7 protein-coding genes are annotated in these 13769 nt (G+C 54.3%); 2 read left to right on the top strand and 5 right to left on the bottom strand.

Going from position 1 to position 13769, the window contains the following annotated elements; translation table 11 throughout:
- Positions 1-261 precede the first annotated feature (261 nt).
- From bglX to malT, 3 genes are all read right to left on the bottom strand, one after another.
- On the bottom strand, positions 262-2559 hold the full coding sequence (gene bglX, locus AC1DUO_RS06150; protein WP_112152060.1) for a beta-glucosidase BglX: 2298 nt from the start codon (positions 2557-2559) through the stop codon (positions 262-264).
- A gap of 379 nt (positions 2560-2938) precedes the next feature.
- Positions 2939-3223 carry a YjcB family protein gene (locus AC1DUO_RS06145; RefSeq protein ID WP_013573866.1) on the bottom strand — a complete coding sequence of 95 codons (285 nt, stop codon included), beginning with the start codon at positions 3221-3223 and terminating at the stop codon, positions 2939-2941.
- 252 nt (positions 3224-3475) lie between these two features.
- Entirely contained in the window at positions 3476-6202 is a 2727-nt protein-coding gene (malT, locus tag AC1DUO_RS06140) for an HTH-type transcriptional regulator MalT (protein ID WP_013573867.1), read from the bottom strand.
- A 322-nt stretch (positions 6203-6524) separates the two neighbouring features.
- Here malT and malP point away from each other — a divergent pair, with 322 nt between their 5' ends.
- Positions 6525-8927, top strand: coding sequence for a maltodextrin phosphorylase (gene malP, locus AC1DUO_RS06135; protein WP_119261177.1), 2403 nt, complete (start codon positions 6525-6527; stop codon positions 8925-8927).
- Positions 8928-8936: 9 nt separating this feature from the next.
- Positions 8937-11027, top strand: coding sequence for a 4-alpha-glucanotransferase (malQ, locus tag AC1DUO_RS06130; RefSeq protein WP_013573869.1), 2091 nt, complete (start codon positions 8937-8939; stop codon positions 11025-11027).
- 268 nt (positions 11028-11295) lie between these two features.
- Here malQ and malG read toward each other — a convergent pair whose 3' ends face one another.
- Both malG and malF read right to left on the bottom strand, forming a co-directional pair.
- On the bottom strand, positions 11296-12186 hold the full coding sequence (gene malG, locus AC1DUO_RS06125; RefSeq protein WP_119261178.1) for a maltose ABC transporter permease MalG: 891 nt from the start codon (positions 12184-12186) through the stop codon (positions 11296-11298).
- Between the two features lie 13 nt (positions 12187-12199).
- Positions 12200-13744, bottom strand: coding sequence for a maltose ABC transporter permease MalF (gene malF, locus AC1DUO_RS06120; protein ID WP_013573872.1), 1545 nt, complete (start codon positions 13742-13744; stop codon positions 12200-12202).
- Positions 13745-13769: the final 25 nt, after the last annotated feature.

Raw genomic sequence — 13769 nt, 5'->3', positions numbered from 1 at the left:
GCTATACGCCGCCAGTGTGGCGACGGGCGACAGTCAGCACAGACGGAGCTTACTCTGTTCAGCACATTCGCCACGTTCCGTAAAAAAACGGACAGGGGCGGAATGGCGTAACACATTGAATTTAAGGTTAGCCACTGCCAGTTATATATCCAGTTACCGGACAGAAATTACTGCTCAGAACAGGCGGTCTCCGTTACCGGAATACCGCCTGAGAGAGAAGGTTTTTGATTCTCTTCCGGGCCTGATGTCAGGCCCGGAAAGTTATTTCAGCAGGAAACTGGTTTGTTTCACATCCTGAGAATCTAACCCCACGAATACATTGAACTTTCCAGGCTCTGAAGCCCATTTCAATTTATCGTTGTAGAAGCGTAAATCTTTTTCGGTGATCGTAAAGGTAACAACTTTCTCTTCGCCTGGCTGCAGGTTGATTTTCTCAAAATTCTTCAACTCTTTAACCGGACGACTGATCGATGCCGTGACATCCTGCAGGTACATCTGGACGATCGTCGCACCGCTGACTTTGCCGGTGTTTTTCACCGTCACGCTGGCGGTGAGCGGGTGTCCGGCATCCATCGTGGTGGATGACAAACTCACGTCAGACACACCGAAGCTGGTGTAGCTCAGGCCATAACCGAACGGGAACAGCGGGCCGTTGGTGATATCAAAATAACGGGTGGTGTATTTATCTGGATGCTGAGGATTAAACGGACGGCCGGTATTGAGCACGCTATTGTACAAAGGAATTTGCCCGACTGAGCGTGGGAAGGTCATCGGCAGTTTGCCTGATGGATTGTAGTCTCCAAACAGAACGTCGGCAATCGCATGTCCGCCTTCGGTGCCGCTGAACCAGGTTTCCAGCATGGCATCAGAAATTTCGTTTTCCCACGACAGGGTCAGCGGACGGCCATTCATTAACACGACAACCAGCGGTTTACCGGTGGCTTTCAATGCCTTGAGCAGGTCACGCTGGCTTTGCGGAATGTTAATTTCGGAACGGCTGGACGCTTCGTGCGCCATGCCTTGTGCTTCGCCGACTACGGCGACCACAACGTCAGCTTTTTCTGCTGTTTTCACCGCTTCGTCGATCATATCCTGCGGTTTGCGTGGATCGTTGATCACCTGTTTCTCGTAAGAGTTCAGGAAATCGACCAGAGCCTGATCGTTGGTGACGTTGGCACCGCGGGCATAGAGGATAGTGCCTTTATCACCGAGCACATCTTTCATCCCCTGCAACACAGTGACTGCCTGCGCTGCCTTACCGGCTGCCGACCAACTGCCCATCACATCACGCTTGCTGTCAGCCAGCGCGCCAACGACGGCAATCGTGCCTTTTTTGTTTAACGGTAACGTTTGATTGTTATTTTTCAACAGCACCAGCGAGGTCCGTGCCACTTCGCGCGCCTCCTGACGATGCAGACGGCTTTCGGCGTTGGTGTCAGCCGGATCGCTCGACTGCGGGCCTAAATGACGATATTCATCAACAAACAGCCCCATATCCCATTTCGCGGCCAGAACATCGCGAACGGCGCGATCAATGTCTTTCTGGCTCACCATGCCGTCGGCAAGTAACCCTTTCAGGTACTTACCGTACATATTGTCAGCCATGTCCATATCGACACCGGCTTTCAGCGCCATCGCGGCCGCCTGACGATCGTCTTCGGCTACGCCATGTTTGACCAGCCCGCCAATGGCGCCGTGGTCGCTGACAGTCAGGCCCTTGAACTGCCAGTCATCGCGCAGAATATCTTTCAGCAGCCAGGTATTCGAGGTGGCAGGAATACCGTTAACGCTGTTCAGTGCCACCATCACACCGCCGGCACCCGCATCGACTGCCGCTTTATAAGGTGGCATGTAATCGTTGAACATGCGGGTCAGGCTCATGTCCACAGTGTTGTATTCGCGGCCGCCTTCGACAGCACCGTACAACGCATAGTGTTTGACGTTTGCCATGACGGCGTCAGGGGCAGACGGGTCTTTGCCCTGATAACCGGTAACCATTTCATGCGCGAGGCGCGAGGTCAGATAGGTATCTTCGCCGAAACCTTCAGAAACACGGCCCCAGCGCGGATCACGGGTGATATCGACCATCGGTGAGAACGTCATGTTCAGGCCATCAGCTGCCGTTTCCTGGGCTGAAATACGTGCGCTGGTCGCCACCGCCTGCATATCCCAGCTCGCCGCCAGACCGAGGCTGATAGGGAAAATCGTGCGCTGCCCATGCACCACGTCATAGGCATAAAACGGAGGAATTTTCAGGCGGCTGTACTGCACCTGATCCTGCATACGGCGGATATCGGGCTTAGTTACCGTGTTAAACACGCCACCGACTTTACCGGCGCGGATGTCAGCCATGATGGCTTCTTTTTGGTACTCAGGCCCCACAGTGACCAGATTCAGCTGACCRATTTTTTCATCAAGGGTCATTTTTTTCATCAAATCGGCAATGAACGCGTTGCGCTCTTTCACCTGATCCTGAGGAATGCCCGTTGTTTCAACGGCGAGAGAAGAAGCAGAACTTACCAGTAACACTAACGCGCCAAGCATGTGATGCGTATTCATCGGAATTCCTTCAACCATAAGCAGGGGAGCCAAATCAGAGAAAATTCAGCAGCCTGAAGCAAACAAAGCAATGATCATTCTAAGAAAAGTATAGAGTGAGAATCTAATACGTCCCTTCAACTATTAGCAATGAATAGTTTAGACGCCAGCACAATATCTTTTTACCTTTCGGTACATCCCGCAATTTACAGGTAATCAGAATGATAGATACAAAAAGACATTCGATGCGTCACGCAAATTTTTATATTTAGGATTACATGACATCCGGCTGAACAAATAATCATCAGAAGTAACACGGGGGAAAGCGCGGGATAACAAAAAGGGCAGAACATGCGGTTCTGCCCTTTAATAATCTGGAATATCCGCTAAGGAAATCGGATTAATAGTAGTAAGACATATCGGTCGGGGTTTTGCTCATGACATCAAAGAAAACGTCTTTGGTGTTTGCCCAGAATTGCGCGACGGCAACGGCGTTGTAGCTCATGCCCATCAGGCTCATGACAAAGAAACAGGTCACGGTGAGGCCGATACCACTGCAAACGAATGCCATGGTATTGCGGCTGGACTGGCGACAAACAATATTAAGCTGACTGGTGCAGAACATCAAAAAAGCGCTCAGCAATTCCCAGCGCATCATTAAAATCCCGGCAGTTAATGTACCCATCGATAAAATCCTTACTTACTACAGCCACTTGCACGAAGCCAAAATCAGCCGGAAGGCTGCTACGACGGGCGGGCAATGGGCTTTACAGAAGAAATGGTGAATTACAATTATGTGACGACGGTCACATTATATCACCGGATTTTATTTTTGAGTAAAAAATGTTCGCTAATAAAAAATAGGCATAACACATCAACTTATTTTGACGATGTGTTATGAAAAGCGGAGAAATCGTGATGTATTTTGAAGAGATAATTACGCGCCGTAACCCATCACTTGTAACAGGTGCTGAGCCTGCTGCACCGCTTCCTGCCGGTGCGCAACCCCCAGCTTCTGATACAGATTACGGATATGGGTTTTGATGGTCGTTGATGCAACGTCCAGCTCACCGGCAATCTGGTCATTACTGTAGCCGGAGTAAATCAGCCCCAGAACCTGCCACTCGCGCTGCGTCAGCGGACTGGTACGGATCAGTTCCGGCACTTGCGGATGGGTCAGCAGTTTGTTCACAAAGCCTTCGTCGAAATGCGCAAACTTGTGACGGTGATGCTGGTTAATTTCGCGCAAAATCTGCTGGGCGCGGCGCTGTTCCAGTTCCGGTAGCAGATTAAGCTGGATCAACTGGCGCAGTTGTTGCGCCATCATTTCCCCTTCGATGACGAAATGACTGACAAAACCGGTACGGTTCGCCAGCGCCAGCGCTTCGATCAATGCTTTTTGGGCGTCACTTTTGCGCCCGGTTTGCCAGTAAAGTAAGTTACTCAGCAGCAAATTGCGGTTCAGATCGCTGGTCAGGCGCAACTGCCGGGCATTCTGATTCAGTTCATCGAGCACCACTTCAGCTTCATCAAACTGTTCCAGCAAAATCTGTACGCGGGCAATATTTCGCCACTGGCCTTGCTGGAAATGGTTATCTGCCATGTCCGGTTTACGCGCCTGTTGCAGCCACTGGCGTGCAGCGTTTTTATCGCCAATCATCTGCCAGTAAATCACCCGCGGCTTATCGGTATTGGTCAGCCAGTCAATGTGATACTGACCGGTTTTCAGCAACGCTTCACAGCGCTGTAAATGGTGATGGGCGTTGTCGAGCTGACCGCGTGCCAGCGAACATTTCGCCAGCATTGCCAGGCATTGCAACTGCTGTTGTGGCTGGAAATTGCTCAGCACATTAAGCCCTTCACGCGCAGCTTCTTCTGCATCATCGAGCCGCGACCATGACCACAGCAGCTGGGAACGTAAACGCAATAAAAATTCGTGCATCGGCAACTGTTCAAGATGCTGTTCGCGCACCAGTTCAAAAGCGCGATCCTGCATCTCAAACGCGGCCTGCAAAAAGCCCTGAGCAATCAGAATTTCACTCTGTTGCAGCAGCGCCCATAAGGCGTAGTGATAGGCTTCATAACGGCGGGCGATTTGCTCGGTCTGCTGCATCAGCGGCAGTGCGCGGGTGAGATCCCCTTTGCAGTGCTGGATTTCACCGGTCACGGACGTGGCCACAATGCGGCTGTAATAGCTTTCATAAGGCAGATAGCGCAGCGCCTCAGTGGCCAGTTTTTCCGCCTCATCCTGACGTCCGTCGTTGATAGCCACCTGTGCCCGCAGGGCATCAAACTCGGCCGCCAGTGCCTGTTCCATCACAATATTATGCTGTTTCATTTCGCTTTCAGCGCGGGCCAGCAACACCTCGACTTCAGCATAACGGTGCTGACTTTGTGCGAGCCATGCCTGCAACAACACCAGTTTAGGATTCTGAATCAGCCGGTCATAAGGCAGAGCGGCAAGACATTCTTCCAGCAACGCCAGCTCGCTTTGATTAAACAGGGCCCAGGCATGTTGCAGCAGAATATCGCGCAGCAGATTGGTGTCTTCGGCACCCAGCGCATGATGAATGGCTTCGGCCGGAAAACCTTGTGCCAGCCAGCCTTCGGCGGCAGCGCGGTGAATGGCAGGCAGCTCAGATGCCAGTTCCCACTGACAACGCTGACGCAGGAATGTGGCAAACAGCGGGTGGAAGTTAAACCATTCGCCGCTGTCATCCATACGGTTGATGAATAATCCCTGACGTTCCAGTTCTTCCAGCCGTTGCTGACCATTTTCGCTGCCGGTCAGGCGCACAATCAGCGCATCGTTCATTGAGCGCAACAGCGAGCAGCGCAGGAGAAAATCACGCGTCGGGGCATCAACGCGATCCAGCACTTCATCCACCAGATATTCAGAAAGATGGCTGGCATTCAGCCCGGCCAGTTTGCGTGCGGACTGCTGCGTCGAATGCTGTGAAGGGTGAGAAGACTGCCGCGCCGATAACGCAATTAGTTGCAAGGCGGTGGCCCAGCCCGCGACTTCGTCGCACAGCCGGCTGCTGTCTGCCTGATCAATCGGGTCTTTCAGCCGGTTGTCGAAAAATTGCTGTGTTTCCGGATGCGTAAAGGCCAGATGCGAGGCGTTGAGTTCCAGCAGTTGATCCCGCACACGCATATTGGCGATGCCCAGCGGTGGCAGGGTGCGTGAAAGCACCACCAGTGACAGGTTTTCCGGCTGATGGCGCAGGAAAAAACGCATCCCTTCATGAATGGCGTCATTGGAAATCAGATGGTAATCGTCGATCACCAGCAGCAGCGGGCTGTGCCAGTCGGAAAGCTCCACAAAAAGCTGGGCAAACAGCGCAGGTAAACTGGCGTACTGATGCTTGAGACTCAGCGCTTCGCTTTTGATGCAATGCCCGCCGCAGGCCTGCTGCACAGCAGCAATCAGATAGCTGGCAAAGCGCTCCGGCTGATTGTCGCTTTCATCAAGAGAATACCAGCCCAGATCGCTTTTACCTGCAGCCCAGTGCGCCACCAGCGTCGTTTTCCCATAACCCGCCGGACTGGCGACCAGGGTCAGACGATAATTTGGCGCAGTCGAGAGCTTCGTCAGCAGACGTTCCCGAACCACTGTATTTTGCTGCCGCACCGGGCGGCTCAATTTTGAAGGGATCAGCATTTTTTTCGATTCTTTTGACAGAAGGACAGAGGGGACGTTATTTATTTCACAGCGTGTAATTAATCACTTTTTCTAAAGTCCTCCTTTGAAACATTGATTGCAAGAATGTTACGTTTTTACATGCCGTTAAGTTGCTCTGCATCACACTTCTTAATACAAATTTTCAGGCATCTGCCCTGAACCTCCGTCTCCTCCGGCTACGCCCCGTTTCTCCTCCCTGCCTAATCTTTTACGGGAGGATGCCGCTCACCGACATACGCGTCAGCATAGTGATAATCAACACCAGACTTTCCCTACAAATTTCCGGATAAAGAGGCATGTGATGCAGGTGACTTTAGATAAGACGCAGTTTTTAGCCGCGCTGAAACGCCAGTGGCAAGGGTTCGGTTTGCAGCAGGCACAGGATATGACACCGCACCAGTGGTGGCAGGCCACCAGTGCCGCATTATCTGAACAACTGAGCGCGCAACCGGCACCGGCGGCGGCGAAACAGCCGCAACGGCACGTTAACTATATTTCGATGGAATTCCTGATCGGGCGCCTGACCGCGAATAATCTGATCAATCTCGGCTGGTACGACACGGTCAGTCAGGCGCTGAAAGAGCAGGGTGTCGAGCTGGCCGACGTACTGGAGCAGGAAACCGATCCGGCGCTGGGCAATGGCGGATTAGGCCGTCTGGCTGCCTGTTTCCTCGATTCCATGGCGACCGTCGGGCAACTGGCCACCGGCTACGGTCTGAACTATCAGTACGGTCTTTTCCGCCAGTCGTTCAGCGAAGGCAAACAACAGGAAGCGCCGGATAACTGGCATCGCGAATGCTATCCGTGGTTCAGCCACAACAGCTCACTGTCCGTCGATGTGGCGTTTGGTGGCAAACTGACAAAAAACGAAAAGGGCGCTGAACAGTGGCATCCGGCGTTTACCCTGCGCGGTGAAGCCTGGGATCTGCCGGTGGTCGGGTACAAAAATGGCGTTACCCAGCCGCTGCGTCTGTGGCAGGCCACTGACGTGCATCCGTTCGATCTGACGCTGTTCAATGACGGTGAATTTCTTAAAGCCGAGCAAAAAGGCATTGATGCGGCCAAACTCACCAAAGTGCTGTATCCGAATGACAATCACGACGCTGGCAAACGCCTGCGCCTGATGCAGCAGTATTTCCAGTGCGCCTGCTCGGTGGCCGATATCCTGCGCCGCCATCACTTCCTTGGCCGTAAAATTGAGGATTTACCGAAATTTGAAGTCATCCAGCTCAATGACACGCACCCGACCATTGCCATTCCTGAGCTGTTGCGTATTTTGCTCGACGAACACCAGCTTGAATGGGACGCCGCCTGGGCGATCACCCGCCAGACGTTCGCGTACACCAACCACACGCTGATGCCGGAAGCGCTGGAGTGCTGGGATGAAAAACTGGTGCGCAGCCTGCTGCCGCGCCATTTCTCGCTGATCAAAGCCATCAACGCCCGCTTCAAAAAAGTGGTCGAAAAACAGTGGCCGGGTGACAAAGCCGTCTGGGAAAAACTGTCTGTCCATCAGAACAAACAAGTGCGGATGGCAAATCTGTGCGTGGTCAGTGGTTTTGCGGTGAACGGCGTGGCGGCGTTGCATTCCGAACTGGTGGTCAAAGACCTGTTCCCGGAATATCACCTGTTATGGCCGAATAAATTCCACAACGTGACCAACGGCATCACACCGCGCCGCTGGCTGAAACAGTGTAACCCGGCGCTGTCATCGCTGATTGATGACACCCTGAAAACCGAATGGGTGAATGACCTGGACGCGCTGAAAGGGCTGGAAAGTTCTGCGGATAATAAAAAATTCCGTCAGCGTTATCAGGCCATTAAGCGTGAGAACAAAATCAAACTGGCGCATTACGTGAAACAGGTGATGGGACTGACCCTCAACCCTGATGCCATTTTCGACGTACAGATCAAACGTCTGCATGAATACAAACGCCAGCATCTGAATCTGCTGCACATTTTGTCGTTGTACCGTCAGTTGCGCGATAACCCGGAAATGGATCTGGTGCCGCGTGTGTTCCTGTTCGGCGCGAAAGCGGCACCGGGTTATTACCTGGCGAAAAACATCATCTATGCCATCAACAAAGTCGCGGAAAAAGTGAATAACGATCCGCTGGTGCGTGACCGCATCAAAGTGGTGTTTATTCCGGATTACCGCGTGTCCGTGGCTGAACTGATGATCCCGGCGGCTGATGTTTCCGAGCAAATTTCTACCGCTGGTAAAGAAGCTTCCGGCACCGGCAACATGAAACTGGCACTGAACGGCGCGCTGACCGTCGGCACACTCGACGGCGCGAACGTTGAGATTGCTGAAGAGGTCGGGGAAGACAATATCTTCATCTTTGGTAACACCGTCGATCAGGTCAAAGCCTTGCAGGCGAAGGGCTACGATCCGCTTAAAATTCGCAAGAAAGACAAGCACCTGGATAAGATCCTCAAAGAACTGGAAAACGGCTTCTTCAGCAATGGCGACAAACAGGCCTTCAGCCTGATGCTCGACAGTTTGCTTGGCGGCGGCGACCCGTATCTGGTGCTGGCTGACTTTGCCGATTACTGCGCGGCACAGCAAAAAGTCGACGCGTTGTATCGCGACCAGGACGAGTGGACCCGTAAAACTATCCTCAACACGGCCCGCGTAGGGATGTTCAGTTCCGACCGCTCGATCCGCGATTATCAGCAACGGATCTGGCAGGCGAAGCGATAAGGAGCCCGCATGGAGAACAAAGCACTGGAGCAGGCCGCCAGGGAGGCGGGGATTGCTTCTGGTTTTATTAATGCGCACGGCAAACAACAGGCAATCGCTTCCGAGACCAAGCGTGAACTGTTATCGGCGATGGGCTGGGTGGCGGGCAGCCGCCGCCCGGTTGCCACGCCGGTGCCGTCGGTCAAAGTGTTTGTCACCGGCAGCCGTCTGGCATTGCCGGTCGGCGGTGAAGGCGAATATGCCTGGACTCTGAAACTGGAAAGCGGCGTGACCCAAAAGGGGCGGATCAGCGGCAAAATGACGCTGGCACTCCCGGGTAAAATTCCTGCCGGTTATCACCAGCTGACGTTGACGCAGGATGCGCAACAGTGGGAGTGCCGGGTCATTGTCGCGCCGAAACGCTGTTACGAACCGGATGCGCTGCTGGCCGGTAAAAAACTGTGGGGCGCCTGCGTGCAGCTTTATACATTGCGCTCGGAAAATAACTGGGGCATCGGTGATTTTGGCGATCTCAATCTGATGCTGAAAAACGTCGCCGAACGCGGCGGCGCGTTTGTCGGGCTTAATCCGATCCACGCGCTGTATCCGGCGAATCCGGTGGCCGCCAGCCCTTACAGTCCGTCATCCCGCCGCTGGCTAAACGTGATTTATATCGACGTCGGCGCGGTAGATGATTTCCGGCAGAGCGATGCGGCGCAACAGTGGTGGCATCAGCCGCTGACGCAGCAACGTTTGCAGGCGGTGCGCGCCAATGACTGGGTGGATTACGCCAGCGTTATGCCGCTGAAATTAGAAGGATTACGGCTGGCTTACGCGCATTTTCAGGGACGTAAGGCGCAGGATCCGCAGGTGAAATCCCTGCGCAACTTCGTCAAACAGGGCGGTGAAAGCCTGTATCTGCAGGCTGCGTTTGATGCGCTTTACGAGCATCTGGCGAAAGAAAGTGATGTGGCACTTGGCTGGAACCGCTGGCCTGAAAAATATCATGATGCCCGTGGCCCGGCCGTGCGCGCTTTCTGCGAACAACATGCGCAGGATGTGGAGTTTTATCTGTGGCTGCAATGGCTGGCGGAAACCCAGTTTACGCAGTGTTATCACACCAGCCAGCGGCACGAGATGCCGATGGGGCTTTACCGTGATCTGGCGGTCGGCGTGGTGGCAGGCGGATCCGAAACCTGGGGCGACGGCGAACTGTATTGCCTGAAAGCTTCAGTGGGTGCACCGCCGGATATTCTCGGCCCGCTCGGTCAGAACTGGGATCTGCGCCCGATGGATCCGCATGTGATGGTGAGGCGCGGCTATCAGCCTTTTATCGATCTTCTGCGTTCCAACATGACGAGTTGCGGCGCGTTGCGCATCGATCATGTGATGGCGTTACTGCGCCTGTGGTGGATCCCGGCGGGTGAAACGGCGGATAAAGGTGCGTACGTGCAATATCCGGTGGATGATCTGCTGGCCATTTTAGCCCTGGAAAGCCAGCGTCACCGCTGCATGGTGATCGGCGAAGATCTGGGCACCGTACCGGTCGAGATCGTCAGCAAACTGCGCGAAAGCGGCGTGTATTCCTACAAAGTGCTGTATTTCGAGCGCGACGAGGAAAACAACTTCCGCGCGCCGCAGTCCTATCCGGTTCAGGCGATGGCCACGATTACCACGCACGACCTGCCGACGCTGCGCGGCTACTGGCAAAGCGACGATCTGGCGCTGGGAAAATCCCTCGGTTTGTACCGCGACGAGGCTGTTTTACAGGAGCTGTACGCCGACCGCGCCCGCGCACGTCAGGGGTTGCTTGATGGTCTGCATCATTACGGCTGCATCCCGAAGAAAACCGGGCATAAAGCCGCACTGATGGAAATGACGCCAATACTCAACCGTGGTCTGCAACGCTACGTCGCTGACAGTGCCTGTGCCTTGCTCGGCCTGCAACCGGAAGACTGGCTGGACATGGGCGCACCGGTTAACGTGCCCGGCACCAGCGATGAATATCCGAACTGGCGCCGTAAGCTTTCCCATACGCTCGAAGAGATGTTTGCCGACGAGCAGGTGAATAAGCTGATTAAAGACCTCGATAAACGCCGCCGGAAAGTATCGGTGAGCTGAAGCTGAAAGGAAGGAAGTGAAAAGGGGTTCTGCCTTAGGGCAGGACCCCTTTTTTATGGGCAACCGTTGGGATCGGATGGCCTGTATATGAATCCTAAGGTGGTCTGGTGATCGCTATACAGTCCATTGCCTCTTGTGAGCTCGCTGATACCTTTGCACCGACTATTTGGTTATTCCCGATCCCTCCATGCATAAAAAAAGGCGGCTTATTCAGCCGCCCAAGACACAGGGAATTGATCAAGTATTACAAAGCGCATTAGCCTTACAGTTAACCTTTCACACCGCCTGCCGTTAAGCCGCCGACCAGCCAGCGTTGAGCAATCAGGAACACCGCCGTAATCGGGATAGCCGACAATATGGCTGCCGCCGCGAAATCACCCCACAGGTAATTTTGCGGGTTCAGATATTGCTGCATACCGACCGCCAGTGTGTAGCTGTTGACGTCACGCAGCAGTAACGACGCCACCGGCACTTCGGTGATGGCCGCGATGAACGACAGAATGAACACCACTGCCAGAATTGGCACAGACAGCGGCAGCAGAACCAGACGGAATGCCTGCCACGGGCTGGCACCGTCCAGCGCAGCGGCTTCTTCCAGCGAACCGTCGATGGTTTCGAAATAGCCTTTGATCGTCCAGACGTGCAGGGCGATGCCGCCCATATAGGCGAAAATCACGCCGCCGTGGGTGTTCAGCCCGAGGAAGGGCACGTACATGCCGAGACGGTCGAACAGGGCGTATAGCGCCACCAGCGACAGCACCGCCGGGAACATCTGAAAAATCAGCATCCCTTTAAGCAGCGAACTTTTACCGCGGAATCTCATGCGGGCAAAGGCATAGGCGCAGGTGGTGGAAAGCGCGACGATGCCGACGGCGGTGATCACGGCGATCTTGATCGAATTCCACAGCCACAGCATCACCGGGAACGGCGGTGGCGTAACGCTGCCGTCGCTGTTGTTGACGGCAATGCCGAGCGCCAGTTTCCAGTGATCCCACGAGACCTGATCCGGGATCAGGCTGCCGGTGGCGAAGTTACCCGGACGCAGCGAGATGGCGAACACCATCAGCAACGGGAACAGGATCAGCGCCAGAAAGCACAGCAACAGCAGGTGTGTGACCAGCAATCTGACTTTCTGCGACTTCGGTTTAACCATAGGCATTGTTTGTTTCTCCTCAGTCGAATTTCATACGTGATGCTTTCAGGTTCACGACAGCCAGCGCTCCCACCAGCAGGAAGATTAGCGTGGCAATCGCTGCCGCCAGCCCGAAGTCCTGCCCGCCGCCGCCTTCAAAGGCGATGCGATAGGTGTAGCTGACCAGCAAATCGGTATGACCCGCTGGCGTGGTGGTGCCGAGCATGTCCGGCCCGCCGTTCGTCAGCAACTGGATCAGCACGAAGTTATTAAAGTTAAACGCGAAGCTGGCGATCATCAGTGGCGTCAGCGGTTTGATCAAAAGCGGCAGCGTGATGCGGAAGAAGTTCTGCATCGGCGTCGCGCCATCCATAGCGGATGCTTCGTAAAGATCGTCCGGGATCGCTTTCAGCAGGCCCATGCACAGGATCATCATGTACGGATAACCGAGCCAGGTGTTGACGATAATGATCATGCTTTTGGCCGTCCATGGATCGCTGAACCACGCCGGTTTGATGCCAAACAGCGCGCTGAGCATCAGGTTGATCTCACCAAAACTCTGGTTGAATAACCCTTTGAAAATAAGAATCGAAATAAACGCAGGCACGGCGTAGGGCAGGATCAGCAGGATGCGGTACGCCGCTTTCCCTTTCAGTTCTTCCCACTGCACCACGCAGGCCAGCACCATACCGACAGCCACGGTGAGCACCACGGTCAGCAGGGCGAATACAACGGTCCAGACGAAAATCGACAGGAACGGTTTCTGGATCCCTTCGTCATGTAACACGCGAAGGAAGTTGCCCCAGCCGATGCCGACGGTAAAGCCGGGGCTGAGTTTTTCTGCCTGCCATTCGCCCTGAGCGTTCACTGCCTGATAGAAGCCGGTGTCCATGTTCGGGCGGTAAATCGTGCCGGTTTGCACATTGGTCAGCTGCTTCTTATCTTCACCGAGTTTGTACAGCGGCTGAGTGCCGGAGAACTGGCGCAGGGAACTCATGCGCAGCGTTTCGCCGTCGGGTAATTTCGCTGAGATCTGACCGAGGGCCAGACGGTTTTGTGTCACTACCCGCAACCCGGCTTTTTCAGCCGATGGCGCGGTTTGCGGCAGCATGTCCAGCGTTTGCGGCGCGGAAGCGTTGAAAGCAAAAGGCGGGGAAACCAGCGTCTCGCTGTTATCCGCCGACGTCAGTGCCAGTTGCCATCTATCGCCCGCAGGGAAGAGTGCGAAATTCAGCACCTTGCCGCCCTGGAATTCACGTCCCATGAGAACGGACTGCGCACGTTCAAAGGTCAGCTGGTTGGTGCTGCTGTAGTTAGTGAAGGCAATCGCGATGGTGCAGATCAGCGGAAACAACACAAATAACGACATCCCGGCCAGACCGGGGTACACGTAGCGCCACGAATACGCGCGGCGGTTGCCATAAATGTATAAGCCGACACCGGAGAGGATCAGGGTTAGAACGGCAAAGAGGTATTCACCCTGCGCATACATCAGCACGATCAGATAACCGGTAAAGCAGGCGAGCAGGGCGATGATCAGCCACTTAAGCGCATTGCTGAACGGCCTTTTTTTGGCTACTGGCATAGGGACAATCCTTGTAGTGGCGGTA

It is taken from the genome of Rahnella sp. P4_A8 (genome assembly GCF_056402435.1).
The sequence above is the reverse complement of the archived record's forward strand: the minus strand, read 5'-3'. Positions and strand labels throughout refer to the sequence as shown.